Source organism: Micromonospora sp. NPDC050397 (assembly GCF_044901685.1).
In the GTDB taxonomy this organism is placed as follows: domain Bacteria; phylum Actinomycetota; class Actinomycetes; order Mycobacteriales; family Micromonosporaceae; genus Micromonospora_G.
On the sequence record NZ_JBJDPS010000001.1, the window covers coordinates 644144 to 660228 of the forward strand.

The following is a 16085-nucleotide window of genomic DNA, read 5'->3' on the forward strand; positions in this document are numbered from 1 at the left end:
GGAACGGATGTCGCGGTCCTAGAACTCGACGGCACGGGTGCCGAGCCGCTCCTCCAGGTCGCCCGGCTGTTGCAGGCCGGCACCGAAGGCGCCCTTCGCCCAGTCCCGGTACCGTGGCCCGGCGAGCCGGGTGGCGAAGGCCGCGGACTGGGGTGGGAATTCGCTCTCGTCGGGCAGGGTGAGGGCGTCCACCCACCCCTTCAACTCGCCCAGCGTCGCGCGGTCGAGCTTGGCGACCCGGTTGGCGAACGCGGTGACGAAGGCGTCGAGTTCCGCGTCCGGGACCGCGCGGTTGACGTAGCCGTACCGCTCGGCGAGGTCGCCGTCGAAGTCCTCGGCCCCGGCGAGGATCTCCAGGGCCCGGCCTCGGCCGACCAGGCGGGGCAGGCGGGCCGGGGCGCCGCCGCCCGGCGGGACGCTGCCGGCGCCCATCTCGAACTGACCGATCAGGGTACGTTCCCGGCTGGCGAAACGGACGTCGGTGGCGAGCAGGAACTCACTGCCGGCCCCGCGTGCCCGGCCACGGATCTTGCTGACGCTGAGCACGGGCAGCCTGCTCAGGCGTACCAGGATGTCGACGAAGGGCTGCTGTCCGGTGACCGGCGCCGGTTGGTCGGCCAGGACCGACAGGTCGTCGGCGAGGTCCCAGTGGGCGATGAAGTAGTCGGGGTTCGCGCTCTCGAACACGATGACGGTCAGGTCGGGATCTTTCTCGGCGGCGTCGAGCAGCGCGCGCATCTCGATGATCATCTGCCCGCCGAAGACGTTGACGGGCGGGTTGTCGAACGAGACGCGCCAGAACGACGGCGACTCCTTGGTGATGTTGAGCTGGGTCATGGGGCGAGCATATACCCTGGGTTGCAAATCGGTAGTCAGATGGATAAGCTTCGTTTGGGCAGGTCAACGGGAGGTTCGAATGGCGGGCGGGATCGAGTTGTCGAGCGACGAGGCGGGACGGGCGCCCAGCGGTGCCCCGGTCAGCACTCCATCCGACGACGCCTTCTGCTCCATCGAGCGCACCGTCGGGATCGTCGGTGACCGCTGGGTCCTGCTCATCCTCCGGCAGGTGCTCGCCGGCGGCATGACCCGCTTCACCGACCTGGTCAAGAGCCTCGGTGTGGCACCCAACATCCTCACCAACCGGCTGGAGATGCTGACCAGGTCGGGCGTGCTCGAACGTCGCGAGTACCGGGAACCCGGATCCCGACCCCGGATGTCCTACCACCCCACCGCCGCCGGCCGGGAGCTCCTCGTCGTGCTCGCCGCGCTCGGCCAGTGGGGCGACGACCACATCCCGCCCGTCGGGGGAGTGGGCCAGACCCGCGAGACGACGCGCGACGGCGAACCGGTCCGGGTCGGCTTTGTCACCGACGCCGCACTGCTGCTGCCCGCCGAGGAGATCTCGTTCGTCTACACCGAGGTGGGCCGCGACCGCATCCGGGCGGCAGCGGCCGAGGCCGAGGGCCGACCCCAGGGCCAGGGCCGACCCTAGGGGTCGAGCTCGTCGGTGTAGCTCGCCACGATCCGCCCGTCGGAGGCGTACGCGACCAGCTCGCCGGCGGCCATGTTCGCGCTCCGGAACGAGAACGTACGCTGCGTCGGGTAGACCTCCAGCAGCGGAATGACCCGTGCGGCGCCACCGGGCGCGGACCGGTACTCCAACCGGGCCACGCTGCCGTCGACCACGCCGTTGACCCGTACCTTGGTCTTCTCCCGGACGACCCCGAACCGCACCGGTACGCCGGACGCCAGTCGGGCGCACTCCGCCTGCTCCCGGCAGAAGTAGAAGTAGCGCGGGTTGTCGACATCGGCCAGCCGGTACGCCTTGAACGTCGGGTCCGCACCGGCCGGCAGCGGCAACACCGCGAAGCAGGCCAGCGCGGCGGTGACCGTGGTGACCGCCCGCAGCCAGCCACGCCGGCCGTCGGCCCGCCGGGCGCTGCCCACCGCCGCCACGGCCAGCCCGCCGAGCCCGGCCAGGCAGACGGCGGTCACGCCGACGGCGCGGGCGTTCTCCAGCAGGAACTGCAGGCCGGGAAAGGTCGACACGTCGCTGAGCACCGCACCCAGGGAGACCGTCATGACGACCAGCAGCAGCACCCCGGCGATCCGGCGGTACAGCCCCCGCGTCGCCACCATCAGCATCGCCGCCAGCACGGTCCAGACCTGGTGGTGCGTCCAGGACACCGGCGACGCGACCACCGTGGCGCAGCCGACCAGCACCGCCGCGCGTACCGGCTCGTCGGCCGCCTGGACCTGACGGGCCCGCAGCAGCGCGACGCCACAGACCAGCGCGACCAGCCCGGCCCAGAGCGGCGGCAACGCCTCCGGGCCCACCCCGACCCGCATCAGCATGCCGTGCACCGACTGGTTGCCGAGCGAGGCGAGGTTGCCGATCCTGGACGTCTCCAGCATCGTCCCGGTCCAGTACGCCCAACTGTCGGCCGGCAGCACCAGCATCGCCACCACGGCACAGCCGACGAAGGCGGCAACCGCCCGACCGGCGTCCCGGTACCGCCCGGACAACAGGAAGAAGACCACGAAGAGCAGCGGGGTCAGCTTGATCGCGGCGGCCACGCCGACCAGCACGCCCCGGTACCGGGCCGGGGTCAAACCGCCCGCGTCGACCAGGGCGAGCAGCACGATGAAGACGCTGACCTGCCCGAAGCGGAGATTGCTCTGCACGGGCGCGGAGAGCAACACCGCACCCGCGACCGCCGCAGCGACAACACGCCGCTGACCGCGCCCACTCGCCATCCCCCGGGCCAGCACCACGGCGATGGCGGCGACCGCCGCACAGACCCCGACCAGCCAGATCACCCGCAGCACCGACTCCGGCACGGAGCCGATCGGGCGCAGCAGCAACGCGGCGAACGGGGGATAGGTGAACGGGCCGCCGTTCGCCGCCGCGTACTCGTACAGCGGGCGGCCGGCGTCGACGGTCTGCACGGCCCCGTAATAGATGTGCAGGTCGGAGAGGCGGTCCCAGACCGGTCGGCGCAGCACCAGCGCCGAAGAGACCACGGCGATCACGCCGAAGAGCAACCACAGCAGACCGGCCCGACGCGCCACCATCACCCCAACCTACCGTCGGCCGGCGCCCGACCCGAACGGATCGCGGTGTCGGTTTGCGGCGATCAGCCCGGGTACGGCATTGACGATCCGGTGACCACGCCCCCCGACCGGCCGGCTCCCCGCCCACCCGGTCGACCGCGTCCTCACCATCCACACAGGAGTCCGGTACGGCGCGCAATCGGTGTAGGGTCGCCCTGCACGAGTGACGACATCGTTTTACGGAGGCCTTGGTGGAACGTCGTGGCGAAGCTGCTCGCGCGGTCGATCTGCGGACCGACCGGGCGCACGGCGCACGGATCTACGACTACATCCTGGGCGGCAAGGACAACTTCGCCGCCGACCGCGAGGCCGGCGAGAACTCGTTGCGGATCTGGCCCGCGTTGCGGGTGCACATGGAGGCCAACCGCTCCTTCATGCACCGGGTGGCACGGTTCCTGGCCACCGACTGCGGCATCCGGCAGTTCCTCGACATCGGCACCGGACTGCCGACGTCGCCGAATCTCCACGAGATCGTGCAGTCGGTCGACTCGACCGCACGGGTGGTCTACACCGACAACGATCCGCTCGTGCTCGCGCACGCCCGTGCGCTGATGGTCGGGACCGCACAGGGACGCACGGCCTACGTGGCGGCGGACATGCGCGACCCCCAGACGATCATCTCCGCACCGGAGTTCGTCCGGACCCTCGAACTGGACCAGCCGGTCGGACTGCTGCTGATCGCGATCGTGCACTTCATCGAGGACGACGACGAGGCCCTGCGGGTCGTCCGGCAGGTGCTGGACGTGCTGCCCGCCGGAAGCTACCTGGCGATGTCCATCGCGACCGACGAATTCGACCCGATCCCGCTGGCCCAGGTCCAGCGGGAGTACAACAGGCTCGGCGAGACCCTCATCTTCCGCGACCGCGCGAGGGCGCTGAGGTTCTTCGACGGCCTGGAGATGGTCGAGCCAGGGCTGGTCCAGGTGCACAAGTGGCGCCCGGACGGGTCCGAGGCTCCGGGGGTCGCCGACAAGGACATCGCCATGTACGGGGCGGTCGCCCGCAAGCCCTGACTCTTCGTCGTCGGCGACGCCTGGCCCTTGGTCGTCGGCGGCCTGGCGACCTACCGGCCTGGCGGTTGCCGTTGCCGTTGCCGTTGCCGGGGGACAATCTCACCGGTCACCGGCTACCGCTCGTCCACCGGGTCCTGCCACCGGTCGCGCGGCGTCGGCCCGTCCACCTCCTCGTTCATGTCCCCGGTCGAGCCTTCGGTCGAGTCCCCGGTCACCACGGCCCCGGCGATGTCCCCGGAAGCGTCCTCGGAAGCGTCTTCGGTCGCGGCGAGGCTGGCGAGCAGGGCCAACGACTCGGCGCTGCGACTGCCGGGCTCTGCCTGGAAGACCACCAGCATCAGGTTGTCGCTTCCGGCGATGCTCAGCTTCTCGCCGTACAGTTCGAGCGGTCCGACCTGGGGATGGTCGAGCAGGCTCAGCCGCCCGCGCTTCGGCTGCACGTCGTGGCGCGCCCAGAGCTGCCGGAACCACTCGCTGCGTACGGAGAGTTCGCCGACGAGTTCGATCAACCGGGGATTGTCGACGTCGGGCCCGACCAGGCCGCGTAGCGTGGCGACCCCCTCCTCGGTCGCCTGTTCCCAGTCGCGCCGCAGTCGTCGGTCGGACGGGTCCAGAAACGCCGCCCGCAGCAGGTTGACCCCGGGGGAGTAGTTCGGCGACAGTGCCTGCGCCAACCTGTTCACCGCCAGGATGTCGGTGAACGCGTTCTGGACGTACGCCGGGGTGGTTGTCCAGCTCGCGATGAGCTGCAGGATGGTCGCCGGCACCCGGGCCGGCCTCGACGGCGTCCGGCGTCGCGACACCGGCCCGGCGAGCTGGTGCAGGTAGGCGGTGGCGTCGGCGTCGAGTCGCAGGGCCCGCCCGATCGCGTTCAGGACCTGGGCCGACGGGTGCAGGTCACGGCCCTGTTCCAGGCGCAGGTAATAGTCGCTGCTGATCCCCGCCAGCATCGCCAGCTCCTCGCGGCGCAGCCCCGGGACCCGGCGACGGCCCCCGCTCGGCAGCCCGACATCCTCCGGCTTGACCAGCTCGCGGCGGGCCCGCAGGTAGTCGCCCAGTCGGTTCCCGGAGCTCTCCATGGCTCCCACTGTAAGCAGGGAAAATGCCGCGAACCTGGTCTTGTCGCCCCCAGGATAAACGGTGCGTTGACCCCAATCCGACCGAGCCGTCCAGCGGCACCGTCAACCGGCGAACCTCTTTGCCATGTCCCGGAGCCGCCGTGCGGCCTCAGCCCCCTGGTCGGAACCGATCTGCGAGCCGGGCATCCGGGTGAGCTGCTCCACCCGGTCGGCGAAGCGCAGAAACTCCCGGTGGGCGTGTTCCCGGCAGGCGAGGCAGGTGACGCTCTCCGGGCGGGCGGAGGTCATCGCGTACGGCACCTCGAGGTCGCAGCCGGTCGTCACGACGCTCGGTGTGTCGGTCACCAGGCCCCAGGTCGACGCCATCATGTCGCGGACGGCGGCTCTGGCCCGCACCACGGTGCGTTCGACGTGAATGTGTGGGTCAATCTCGCTCATCTGCGTCCGTTCCTCCGTCCCGTGGTGCCGGAATCAGGCCGGGGCGTCCCGGCTGCCTGTTTGAGTCAAGCACACCGGGGTACGGAAGAAGGGATCGATGATCTCGAAATCCCTGGTGAGGAGACGCGATGAGCCGCAGTGAGTTCCACGTCGTACCGGACGGCGGTCGTTGGAAGGTGGAGCGGGGGTCGAGTGCGTTCGGCACGTACGGCACCAAGCAGGAAGCCGTCGACAAGGGCCGTGAGGCCGCCCGCGCGAACCAGCCGAGCCAGTTGGTGCTGCACACCGCCGACGGGCAGATCGAGACCGAGTACACCTACCAGGACGATCCCTACCCGCCCAAGGGCTGATCGTGGTGGCCGGCGGCGGTCGGACCCGCCGTACCCGGGCACGCCCGGACGTACGACAGGGACCGACCGCCGCCGGCCTCGACCCTCCTGCTGAGCGCGCGTGGGTCAGCGTCTGCCGCCCTCCTGCTGAACGTGCCTCGGTCAGCGTCTGCCGCCTGCCTGAGCGTGCCTCGGTCAGCGTCCGCCGGATCGGCGCCGCAGAGTGCGCTCGTAGTCCTGGAACCGGGCCTTCGCGATCACCGACCGGGACCCGGACCGCAGCACGATGCCCTCCGGGCGACCCGGCGTGCCGTCCAGCGCCACGGTGGTGCGGGGCAGGCGGTCGACCAGGAACTGGTGGGTCTTGTCGATGTCCGTCGGCAGTTCGGCCGCGTCCAGCACGTCGAGCCGGGGTACGGTGGCCAGGCCGTTGCCGGCCGCCACCCGGAGCAGTTCGTCCTCGTCGAGGAATCGCTGGCCGCCGTGGTCGCGCCAGGACGAGACCCGCTCCGTCGGCCAGTCGAGCATCGTGGCGTAGTCGTCGATGACGCAGATGTCGAACACGCGATGACCGACCCGCCTGCTGCCGGTGTAGTGCTTCGACGCGGCGGTGACCTTTCCGCCGTACACCTCGAAGTAGTAGGTGACGATGCCGGTGCCGTACGGTGCCATCGCGCTGGCCACGTCGAGCAGGGCGTCCACGATCCCGAGGGCCGGGTTACCGATCAGATCACCTTCGGCGTACAGCAGCTCCTCGCGGCTGCCGATCAGGTACGTGCGGTCCGGCAGCACCACGATCCGCGAGTTCGTCCCGTCGACCTTCTCGGTCAGGTGGACCCGGCCGACGAATTCGACCACCTTGTCGGTCAGACCGCCGTTGCCCGGGTCGAGTGCGTGATAGGTCGGGATCGACGGGTACTTCGTCAGCGAGTTGAGGGCACGCAGGTTCGCGGTACGGACGTCGAAGTCGGTCATGGCCGCGGTCCCTTCCGTCGAGCAGGCAGCATCCGTGGTCGGCCTACCGTCCTCCACGACCGGTCACCGCACAACTCGATTTCGCCCCCCCGCCCCACGGACCCCCCGAAACCCTCCCGCCCCCGCACCCCCCCGCACCCCCCCGCGCGCCCCCGCACCCCGCGCTCCGCCACGCCTCCCGGACGTTAGGAAGGGCCCCTTCCTATACAAAAAGCGATAACAAGGGGCCCTTCCTTTCACGTCAGGTGGGCCAGGTGCCGGTGACGCGCCGTACGCCTACCGCGCCGCCCCGGTCGACGGCGGCCTTCACCACGGCGAAGATGGCTCCCTGGATCGCGGCGGCGGCCAGGATCTCGCCCCAGCCACGGTCCTCGTCGGTCGCGTTCGGCGCGTCGTCGTCACCGGCGGCCGTCTTCCACACCTGTTTGAAGACCATTCCGGCGATCGCGCCGGCCGCGACGCCGAGCAGGATGCCGACCGGTTTGTACGCCACCTTGTTGATGCCCTTGCCCATGCTCGTCGCCTCCGTGGTTCCGGCACCGGCGCTCGTTCGGCGGCGCCGGTGGTACCTGCCCACCAGTTTCCTGAATTGTCGCCGCCGATCAGGCTGTCACCGCGTCCGCCGCCTTCTTCAACGCCTTCGGGTCGGTCGGCTTCCGTGGCGCCTTCTCGCGTAGCTCGATCATGCGCTCGCCGATCTCCTGCAACTTTTTCCGACCGAGCCCGTCACGTACCTTCGGGAACCATTCTTCTTCCTCTTCCTCGATGTGGTGCGTCACGTTCTCGATCAGCACCGTCGTCTTGGCGTCGAACCGCTCGTCTTCCGGTTTCATGGCGGCCAACTCCAGGCAGAGCATGTCGGCGACGTGGTGTTCCTCGTACGATTCGAGCACGTCGTCCTCAAGGTCCGGCAGCAGCTCACGGGTCTCCGGATACATGCACTCGTTCTCGATGTACGTGTGCACGGTCAGCGCCTCGAGAATGCGCTCGACGATCGCGCCCTTCTTCTTCGTCGCGTTCTCCCCGGCCTGCTCGAACTCCCTGAAAAGGGCGCGGATCTCCTTGTGGTCCTGCTTCAGGATGACAATGGCGTCGGTCGACATGAGACTTCCCTCCGGCTCGGTGTCGTTCCTGCTACCCCCCGCCCTACCTGGGGAAACCACCGGTCCGGCGGTGTATCGGGGCCGGGTTGTCGCCCGGCGGGTGCGCCGGCCGGTGCGGGGCCGGAGCCGGGACGGCCGGAATCCGGGTGAGGAGTGTCGGTGGGGTGGGTTAGAGTTCGCCCCCTGTCTACGTCACCACCCACTCATACCGGGGGAAGTTTTCTCGTGGCACGTTGGAAGAACAGCGCCGTCCTGACCGTCTCCGCGTTCGCGGTGCTCGGCCTCGCGGCGTGCGGCTCGAAGGACGCCGGGTCCACCACCGAGGAGAAGCCGAGCGCGCTGGCGCTGATGGCGAGCGACGCCAAGGGGTCGATCCAGAAGGCGTCCGCCGCCCTCGGTGGGGCCACCACCACCGTCAGCTTCACGATGACGGGCAAGGCCGAGGGCGAGGCGGTCAAGGGCACCGGCGTCGCGGCGCTGGGCACCGAGCGCAAGGCGGAGATGACCCTGGAGGACCCGAAGGAGGGTCCGACCACCGCTCGCATCATCGGCACCGCGATGTACATCTCCGTCTCGCCGTCGGAGCAGGCGGAGTTCGACGGCAAGAAGTGGCTCAAGATGGACCTCGCGATGGCTGGCGAGGCGGGCAACGAGGCGATGTCCAGCATGCTGGACGAGATCGACCCGGCCCAGACGTTGAAGCGGATGCTGGCCGCCGAAAGCATCACGGTGGTTGGTGAGGAGGCCGTGGCCGGCGTGCAGACCGTTCACTACGCGGCCACCATCCCGGTCGCCGCCTACCTGGGCGCCGTCTCCGACGCCAAGGCCCGCGAGGCGCTCGAGAAGGAGTTCACCAAGCTGGGCGTCAAGGAGGTCAAGGCAGACCTCTGGGCGGACGAGCAGTACCAGCTCCGTCGTTTCCGTGGCTACCTGAACGACGCGAACGACGTCACCGTCGACTACACCGACTACGGCAAGCCGGTCACCATCGAGCTGCCGCCGGCAGCCGAGACGGCCGACTTCGTCGACATGCTCAAGGAGCTCGGGGACGCCCTCAAGGACCTGGAGAATCTCGAGGGCTGACGGTAACCCGCACCACGCGTACGGCCCCGGGGCTCGCCCCGGGGCCGTACGCGTCTCAGCGGAGCTGGCCGTCCTGGTGGAGCCGGTCGAAGATGATCTGGTCGACCGGGGACACCCGGTGCCGGTCGGCATAGCCGAGCCAGGTGACCTCGGCGATCTCGGCGCTGGCGGTGAGCGTCCCCTGGTAGTCGGCGGCGTAGCAGGTCATCCGGACGGTCGTGCCCTTGTGACGACCGTGGGCCTGTGCCTCGAAGGTGCCGGCCGGGGTGACGCTCTCCGGCCGGATCGCCACGGCGAGTTCCTCGTCGATCTCGCGTACCAGGGTGGCCAGGTCGTCCTCGCCGGGCTCGCGCTTGCCACCAGGCAGGTAGTAGACGTCCTTGCCGTGACTGCGGGTGCTCAGGATGGCACCGTTCTCGATCCGGATCCAGGCGATCTTGTCAATGACGGTCACGGTCGGCATCGTAGGGGGTGTCGCGGCGCCGGATGGTGAGCACCCCGGCGAGGTCGATGTCGCTGGACCGGCCGCCGAACCCGGACTCCGAGATCAGTCGCGCACCGAGCACCGCGCTCCAGAACGTACGCGTCTCGACGTCGGCCGGTCGGTCGATCACCCAGCCGTGGCGTTCCAGGATCGCGGTGAGATAGCGCCGGGCCTGGTGGAACAGGCGGGTGAGGTGCTGTTCGGCCAGCGGGCGGAGTTCGGGTCGCTGCCGGGTGACGGACATCGCCTGGACCGCGATCGGCACCGCCGGAAGTGCCAGCGCGGTGCGCGCCATCGCCGCCCGGAACCCCTCCGGCGTGCGTTGCCGGCGTCCCACCGGCTCCAGTCGCTCGGCGTCGCGCAGCAGCAGCAAAAAGGCCGCGTTCACGAACAGCGCGTCCTTGGAGCCGAAGTAGTAGGTGATCTGGTTCGGGTGGGCCCCGGCCGAGGTGGCGATCTCGGCCACGCTGACGGTGTCGAAGCCGCGTTCGGCGAACAGCGCCGCCGCCCGTTCGAGGATCACCCCACGGGTACGCCGACCCCGGTCACGAACCGGTTCGGAGTGACCCGTCCGGGGCTCGGGGTCGCTGCGCTGCGACGACTGTACGGTGGACATCCTCTAGTTGTATGCGATACAACTACGGCGCGGCAAGCCCCCGTACCCCGGTGCCATCAGGAGGCCAACATGAACGCCCAGGACGTCGTCGTCACCGGGCTCGGCGCGACCACACCGCTCGGCGGGGACGTCGACTCGCTGTGGCAGGGTCTGCTGGCCGGACGTTCCGGCGTACGCCGCATCGACGACCTGGTGACCTCGTTCGCGTACGCCGACGACCTGCCGGCGAAGATCGCCGCTCCGATGGCGGTCAGCCCGGCCGAGGCACTGCCCCGGGTGCAGGCGCGCCGGATGGACCGGTGCCAGCAGGCCGCGCTGGTCGCCGCCCAGCAGGCGTGGGCCGACGCGGGCGCACCCGAGGTCGACCCGATCCGGCTCGCGGTGGTGGTCGGCACCGGCATCGGCGGCATCACCACCCTGCTCGACCAGGACGACCTGCTGGAGGAGAAGGGGCCGAGCCGGATCTCCCCGCTCACCGTGCCGATGCTGATGCCGAACGGACCCGCCGCCTGGGTCAGCCTGGAGTTCGGTGCCCGCGCCGGTGTCTACACCCCGGTCTCCGCCTGCGCCTCCGGTGCCGAGGCACTCGCCCTCGCCGCCCGGCTGATCCGGTCCGGCGAGGCCGACGTGGTCATCGCGGGCGGTGCCGAGGCGGCCATCGCCCCACTGACCATCGCCGGGTTCGCCCAGGCCCGTACGCTCTCCAAGCGCAACGACGACCCGGAGCGCGCCTCCCGTCCGTTCGACGTCGACCGGGACGGGTTTGTGCTCGGCGAGGGTGCCGGCGTCATGATCCTGGAGCGGGCCGACTTCGCCTCGGCGCGCGGCGCCCGGGTGATCGGCCGGTTGGCCGGTTTCGGCGTCACCTCGGACGCCCACCACATCACCGGCCCGGACCCGGCCGGCGCCGGACAGATCCGGGCGATCCGCACCGCGGTCGCCGACGCCGGGCTCGAGCCCTCGGACGTGCGGCACGTCAACTGCCATGCCACGTCGACCGTGGTCGGCGACGTGGGCGAGGCGGCGGCGATCGCCCAGGCGCTCGGCGAGGACGTGGTCCTCACCGCCCCCAAGTCCAGCCTGGGCCACCTCGTCGGCGCAGCCGGTGCGGTCGAGGGCATCGTCACCCTGCTCTCGGTCGTCAACGGGGTCATCCCGCCGACCCTCAACCTCGATCGGCAGGCACCCGAGGTCAAGCTCGACGTGGTCACCGGTGCTCCCCGGGAGCAGCGCCTGGAAGCCGCCGTCTGCAACTCGTTCGGCTTCGGTGGCCAGAACGTCTCCCTCCTCTTCACCTCCGCCTAGGCTGCCCGGTCGCCTCCGTCGGGTCACCGGGCGGTGGCGCCGCCGTCGACCGCGTGGTTCGCCCCGGTGACGTACGCCGCCCGGTCGGAGGCGAGGAGACCACCAGTTCGACGGTCTCCTCGGGCCGGGCGAACCGCTTGACCAGCGTCTTGCTGGTCACCGCGTCCCGGGCGGCCCGGTCGTCACCGAGGTCGCGGTCACTCGCCGGGGTCAGGACCCGGTCAATGTCGGGACGCAGGTCACAGGGGGCGGCGAAATAACCGGGGAGGATCTCCCCGTTTCACTCTTCGGGTAAGCGGGGAAGATCTCCCCGGTTCCGGTGAGGAGCGTCGACGTGGCTGGTACCGCCGTACAGCAGCGGTTGCCCCGGCAGCGGGCGGACGCGTCGCGTAACTACGACCGGATCGTCGCGGCGGCCGGAGAACTCTTTGTCGAGCGCGGCGCCGAGGTGCCGCTGGACGAGATCGCCCAGCGGGCCGGGGTCGGCAACGCGACGCTCTACCGACACTTCACCAGCCGGCAGGCGCTCATCCGGGTGGTGGTCCTGACCCTGATGTCCGGTCTGACCGAGTTGGCGGAGCGGGTCGCGGTAGAGGAGTCGGACCCGTTCGAGGCGTTGCGGCGGTTCGTGCACGCCTCCGCCGACTCCCACATCGGCGGACTCTGCTCGGTCCTCTCGGACTGGTTGGACCTGGGGGACGCGGACCTCTGCGTGGCCCAGGACCGGATGGAGCGGGCGTTCGAGAGCCTGCTCGGCCGGGCGCGGGAGTCCGGCCAGGTGCGTTCCGACGTGGCGATCGGCGACCTGATCGTCCCGATTGTCCAGCTCACCCGCCCGTTGCCCGGTACGGCGCGGGCCCTGCTCGACCCGTTCGCCCACCGCCATCTGGAACTCCTACTCGACGGGCTGCGCGCGCCGCAGCGGTCCGTCCTTCCGGGGAGCACCGTGACCCTGGAAGCCCTGCGGCGATCCACCCAGCGGCTCAACGGCGAGTCGTGCGTCCCACCCCGCGGCGAGGCCGCCGCCTGACCCACCGCGCCCGGTCGCGTGACCGGACCGGCTCCGCCGAAACAACCACCATCGCCAGATCCGGGTGACCTGCGTCCACAGGCTGCCGTTTCCATCCATATTTGCGAAAAATGCGGGGACCTTTCATGTCCACAGAAGTAGAAGCCAATCCGAGGCGCTGGACAGCGCTGATATTCATCTCCCTGGCCCAGTTGATGGTCGTACTGGATGCGACCGTGGTGAACATCGCCCTGCCGGCCGCGCAGCACGACCTCGGCATCTCCGACGGCAACCGGCAGTGGGTGATCACCGCCTACACGCTCGCCTTCGGCGGGCTGCTGCTCTTCGGTGGCCGGATCGCCGACATCGCCGGTCGGAAGCGGATCTTCACCATCGGCCTGCTCGGCTTCGCCGCCGCGTCCGCGATCGGCGGCCTGGCGGCCAACACCAGCATGCTGCTCGGCGCCCGCGCCCTCCAGGGTGTGTTCGGCGCGCTGCTCGCCCCGGCCGCGCTGTCGCTGCTGGCGGTCACCTTCACCGAGGCCAAGGAACGGGCCAAGGCGTTCGGCGTCTTCGGCGCCATCGCCGGTGGTGGCGGTGCCATCGGTCTGATCCTCGGCGGGGTGCTCACCGAGTACCTGAACTGGCGCTGGGCGCTCTACGTCAACATCCCGTTCGCGCTGATCGCCGCCGTCGGGGCGTACCTGGTGGTCCGGGACGTGCCGGGCGCGCGTAACCGCAACAAGCTCGACATCCCCGGCGTGGTGCTCGCCACCACCGGCCTGGTCTCCCTGGTCTACGGCTTCACCCGCGCCGAGAGCGACGGTTGGACCGCGGCCTGGACGCTGGGCTCGTTTGTCGCGGCGGTCGTGCTGCTGGCCGCGTTCGTGCTGGTCGAGTCGAGGGTCGCGCACCCGCTGCTGCCGCTGCGGGTACTGACCGAGCGCAACCGGGCCGGCGTCTACTCGGCGCTGGGCATCGCGATCATCGGCATGTTCGGTCTGTTCCTCTTCCTCACCTACTACCTACAGGTGGTCAAGGGATGGTCACCGGTCGTCACCGGCCTGGCCTTTCTGCCGATGATCGCCGGCATGATCACCGGTTCGACCCAGATCGGCGCCCGGCTGATGAACCGGGTCGCACCCCGACTGCTGATGGGACCCGGGTTCCTGGTCGCCGCGCTCGGCATGCTGATCCTGACCCAGCTCAAGGTGGACAGCTCGTACGCGGGCCTGATCCTGCCCGGCATGATCCTGCTCGGGCTCGGCATGGGTACCGCGTTCATGCCGGCCATGGCCCTGGGCACCTACGGTGTCGAGGCACGCGACTCCGGGGTGGCCTCCGCGATGATCAACACGTCGCAGCAGGTCGGCGGCTCGATCGGTACGGCACTGCTGAACACGGTCGCGGCCAGCGCCACCACGGCGTACCTGCTCGACCACGGCGGCAGCCCGAGCCTGGTCAACGAGGCGGCGGTGCACGGTTACGCCGTCGCGATCTGGTGGGCCGTCGGCGTTCTGGTGCTCGCCGCGGTGATCACCTTCGTGATGGTCAACGCCGGACGTCAGGACGGTGGTGCGGTCGCCAACCCGTCGGGCGCGACCGACGACGAGAACGCCGGGGACATCCCCGTACCGGTGATGATGCACTGACCGGAGGGCGTCGATCGGCGCTCCCGGCGGTGTGGCCGGTCCCGGGCACTCCGGGAACCGGAACGACAGGTGGCTGGCGGCCCTGCCCACGAGGCGGGGCCGCCAGCCTGCGTTCCGGGCCTGGAAGGCGGGCGTGACCCGTTCCACAGCCGTCTCCGCGCCACGCGTCGAACCCGGGAACCCGCTGTCTCGTGTTCACTCTGGCCGGTCGGTACGGAGTCCAGGAAATGGGAAGAATGGTTGGCTACAGTGGCTCCGGTTAGGCTGGCCGGAGGACGGACAGGGCTCCGATAAGGGGCAGGAGAATCCATCGAACAATGGGTGCGGCCGTTGCGGCTCGCCCCGTGGAAGAGCCACCATGCTCGTTCATCTCGCAATGAGTCGTCTGCCGGTGATTTCCTTGTTCCTGCTCGGCGGGTCGACGGTCGCCGCCGGCGTGCCGAAGGTCGTCGAGTTTGCCCGGCGAGCCACCGCCACCCCCGCCACCAGCGGATTCTGCGGCAGTCGTCATCCGGTGCTGGCCGACCTCGCGGTCCGCCGCCTGCTCCTCGCCGACCAGGTCGCCGCCGCGAAGTTCCTGACCGGCCAACCCGTCGACGACCCCGTACGGGAGCGAGAGATTCTCGACGAGGTGGTTGCCGCCGCCCGCGATATCGGACTTGACCCCACCGTCGGAATGCGATTCTTCAGGGACCAGATCGAGGCGAACAAAGTGGTCCAGCGTGGGCTGCACGCCCGGTGGCGCGCCCAGCCGAGTTACGGTCCGCACGAGCAACCGGACCTGGCCCGGGACGTGCGTCCCGAACTCGACCGCATCACCGCCTCGATGCTGCGCGAGCTGCTGGCGACCACCACGGGCGGTGGGCCGGACGGTGTCGACCGGCCTACCGGCTCGGGGCCGGAGGCGTTGCGACACCTGGACGCCCTGCACCGCGGCGCACTCGCGGTGGCCCTACGCTCGGTGCCGCTCCCGACCACGGGCCGGCACGGCTAGTCGACGTCGTCGCGTACCCGGGCCACCAGGTGGGTGGGGTTGACGAAGCGCAGCGCCACCACCAGGAGCACCAGCATCATCGAGGTGTAGATCACCGCCATCGCGTCCACCGACTGCTGTGCCCTGATCCCGGCCGCCGACATCGAGTAGTACAGCGCCACGACCAGGGTCTGCGAGTCGGGGCCGGCGGTGAGGAAGGTCAGCTCGAACATGCCCACCGTGCGGACCAGGACCAGGATCGACGCGGCGAGGATGCCGGGGGTCAGCAGCGGCGCCAGGACCCGGACGAAGACCTGACCGGTACGCGCGCCGCACATCCGCGCCGCGCGCTCGATCGCCGGGTCGATCTGCTCGATGAACGGGGTCATGGTCAGGATGACGAACGGCACCGACGGCACCAGGTTCGCCAGCACCACACCGGAGAGGTGACCGGCGAAGCCGTACTTGTAGAGCACGGTGGCCAGCGGGATGCCGTACGTGATCGGTGGCATCAGGATCGGCAGCAGGAACAGCAGGTACAGCAGCCGCCGACCGGGAAACGACCGGCGGGCGAGGGTGTACGCCGCCGGCACCCCGATCAGCACCGAGATGCCGACCACCAGCAGGGAGACCTGGAGCGTCACCACCAGCACGGGCAGCAGCCCGAACTCCCGCCACGCGGCGCCGTACCAGTTGGTGGTGAAGCCCTGCGGCAGCCAGGTGTCGAACCAGCGGGTGCCGAACGAGTTGACCAGCACCGAGCCGATCACACCGGCCAGGTTGACGAAGAAGAACGCCACCACGCCCCAGACCAGCCAGGCCCCCGGACTGGCGACCCAGCGCCGACGCGGTCGGCTTCCGGTTTCCGCCATCAGCCCTCGCCTCCCGCTATCAGCCCCCTTGACTCCCGCC

The 16085-nt window shown here is 70.1% G+C and carries 18 protein-coding genes; 8 read left to right on the forward strand and 10 right to left on the reverse strand.

The window, feature by feature from the left end:
• Positions 1 to 18: 18 nt before the first annotated feature.
• Positions 19 to 837 (reverse strand): enoyl-CoA hydratase/isomerase family protein, encoded by an 819-nt coding sequence (locus tag ACI2K4_RS02505; RefSeq protein ID WP_404508136.1) that lies wholly within the window; start codon positions 835 to 837, stop codon positions 19 to 21.
• Positions 838 to 916: 79 nt separating this feature from the next.
• Here ACI2K4_RS02505 and ACI2K4_RS02510 point away from each other — a divergent pair, with 79 nt between their 5' ends.
• Positions 917 to 1492 (forward strand): winged helix-turn-helix transcriptional regulator, encoded by a 576-nt coding sequence (locus ACI2K4_RS02510; RefSeq protein WP_404508137.1) that lies wholly within the window; start codon positions 917 to 919, stop codon positions 1490 to 1492.
• Here the strand turns inward: ACI2K4_RS02510 and ACI2K4_RS02515 are convergent.
• Positions 1489 to 3075 carry a glycosyltransferase 87 family protein gene (locus ACI2K4_RS02515; protein WP_404508138.1) on the reverse strand — a complete coding sequence of 529 codons (1587 nt, stop codon included), beginning with the start codon at positions 3073 to 3075 and terminating at the stop codon, positions 1489 to 1491. The two genes, ACI2K4_RS02510 and ACI2K4_RS02515, sit on opposite strands and share 4 nt — an antisense overlap.
• Positions 3076 to 3302: 227 nt before the next feature.
• Here ACI2K4_RS02515 and ACI2K4_RS02520 point away from each other — a divergent pair, with 227 nt between their 5' ends.
• The gene (locus ACI2K4_RS02520) at positions 3303 to 4127 is read left to right on the forward strand and encodes an SAM-dependent methyltransferase (protein WP_404508139.1); all 825 of its coding nucleotides are present in this window, start codon (positions 3303 to 3305) and stop codon (positions 4125 to 4127) included.
• Positions 4128 to 4240: 113 nt separating this feature from the next.
• Here ACI2K4_RS02520 and ACI2K4_RS02525 read toward each other — a convergent pair whose 3' ends face one another.
• The gene (locus tag ACI2K4_RS02525; RefSeq protein WP_404508140.1) at positions 4241 to 5206 is read right to left on the reverse strand and encodes a helix-turn-helix domain-containing protein; all 966 of its coding nucleotides are present in this window, start codon (positions 5204 to 5206) and stop codon (positions 4241 to 4243) included.
• 102 nt (positions 5207 to 5308) lie between these two features.
• On the reverse strand, positions 5309 to 5644 hold the full coding sequence (locus ACI2K4_RS02530; protein WP_404508141.1) for a hypothetical protein: 336 nt from the start codon (positions 5642 to 5644) through the stop codon (positions 5309 to 5311).
• A 128-nt stretch (positions 5645 to 5772) separates the two neighbouring features.
• Between ACI2K4_RS02530 and ACI2K4_RS02535 the strand changes: the two genes are divergently transcribed.
• Positions 5773 to 5994 carry a DUF2188 domain-containing protein gene (locus ACI2K4_RS02535; RefSeq protein WP_404508143.1) on the forward strand — a complete coding sequence of 74 codons (222 nt, stop codon included), beginning with the start codon at positions 5773 to 5775 and terminating at the stop codon, positions 5992 to 5994.
• Positions 5995 to 6168: 174 nt separating this feature from the next.
• Here ACI2K4_RS02535 and ACI2K4_RS02540 read toward each other — a convergent pair whose 3' ends face one another.
• From ACI2K4_RS02540 to ACI2K4_RS02550, 3 genes are all read right to left on the reverse strand, one after another.
• A complete protein-coding gene (locus ACI2K4_RS02540; RefSeq protein ID WP_404508144.1) occupies positions 6169 to 6948 on the reverse strand; it encodes an RNA ligase family protein in 780 nt (259 codons plus the stop codon).
• A gap of 241 nt (positions 6949 to 7189) precedes the next feature.
• Positions 7190 to 7462 carry a DUF4235 domain-containing protein gene (locus ACI2K4_RS02545; RefSeq protein ID WP_404508145.1) on the reverse strand — a complete coding sequence of 91 codons (273 nt, stop codon included), beginning with the start codon at positions 7460 to 7462 and terminating at the stop codon, positions 7190 to 7192.
• A gap of 88 nt (positions 7463 to 7550) precedes the next feature.
• Positions 7551 to 8051, reverse strand: a complete 501-nt coding sequence (locus tag ACI2K4_RS02550; protein ID WP_404508146.1) for a hemerythrin domain-containing protein — start codon at positions 8049 to 8051, stop codon at positions 7551 to 7553.
• A gap of 225 nt (positions 8052 to 8276) precedes the next feature.
• Between ACI2K4_RS02550 and ACI2K4_RS02555 the strand changes: the two genes are divergently transcribed.
• Positions 8277 to 9134: a hypothetical protein gene (locus tag ACI2K4_RS02555; protein WP_404508147.1), complete on the forward strand. Its 858-nt coding sequence runs from the start codon at positions 8277 to 8279 to the stop codon at positions 9132 to 9134.
• Between the two features lie 55 nt (positions 9135 to 9189).
• Here the strand turns inward: ACI2K4_RS02555 and ACI2K4_RS02560 are convergent, their stop codons facing one another.
• Both ACI2K4_RS02560 and ACI2K4_RS02565 read right to left on the reverse strand, forming a co-directional pair.
• On the reverse strand, positions 9190 to 9588 hold the full coding sequence (locus tag ACI2K4_RS02560; protein WP_404508148.1) for an NUDIX domain-containing protein: 399 nt from the start codon (positions 9586 to 9588) through the stop codon (positions 9190 to 9192).
• Positions 9575 to 10234, reverse strand: coding sequence for a TetR/AcrR family transcriptional regulator C-terminal domain-containing protein (locus ACI2K4_RS02565; protein ID WP_404508149.1), 660 nt, complete (start codon positions 10232 to 10234; stop codon positions 9575 to 9577). The genes ACI2K4_RS02560 and ACI2K4_RS02565 overlap by 14 nt, the downstream gene beginning before the upstream one ends.
• Positions 10235 to 10303: 69 nt before the next feature.
• Between ACI2K4_RS02565 and ACI2K4_RS02570 the strand changes: the two genes are divergently transcribed.
• The 4 genes from ACI2K4_RS02570 (at position 10304) to aroQ (ending at position 15194) form a co-directional block, all read left to right on the forward strand.
• Positions 10304 to 11539: a beta-ketoacyl-[acyl-carrier-protein] synthase family protein gene (locus ACI2K4_RS02570; protein WP_404508150.1), complete on the forward strand. Its 1236-nt coding sequence runs from the start codon at positions 10304 to 10306 to the stop codon at positions 11537 to 11539.
• A gap of 334 nt (positions 11540 to 11873) precedes the next feature.
• The gene (locus ACI2K4_RS02575; RefSeq protein WP_404508151.1) at positions 11874 to 12569 is read left to right on the forward strand and encodes a TetR/AcrR family transcriptional regulator; all 696 of its coding nucleotides are present in this window, start codon (positions 11874 to 11876) and stop codon (positions 12567 to 12569) included.
• A 125-nt stretch (positions 12570 to 12694) separates the two neighbouring features.
• Positions 12695 to 14200, forward strand: coding sequence for an MFS transporter (locus ACI2K4_RS02580; protein ID WP_404508153.1), 1506 nt, complete (start codon positions 12695 to 12697; stop codon positions 14198 to 14200).
• Positions 14201 to 14591: 391 nt separating this feature from the next.
• Positions 14592 to 15194, forward strand: coding sequence for a gamma subclass chorismate mutase AroQ (aroQ, locus tag ACI2K4_RS02585; RefSeq protein WP_404508155.1), 603 nt, complete (start codon positions 14592 to 14594; stop codon positions 15192 to 15194).
• On the opposite strand, the gene ACI2K4_RS02590 is transcribed toward aroQ, so the two are convergent.
• Positions 15191 to 16045 (reverse strand): ABC transporter permease, encoded by an 855-nt coding sequence (locus ACI2K4_RS02590; RefSeq protein ID WP_404508156.1) that lies wholly within the window; start codon positions 16043 to 16045, stop codon positions 15191 to 15193. The genes aroQ and ACI2K4_RS02590 overlap by 4 nt on opposite strands.
• Between the last annotated feature and the right edge of the window lie 40 nt (positions 16046 to 16085).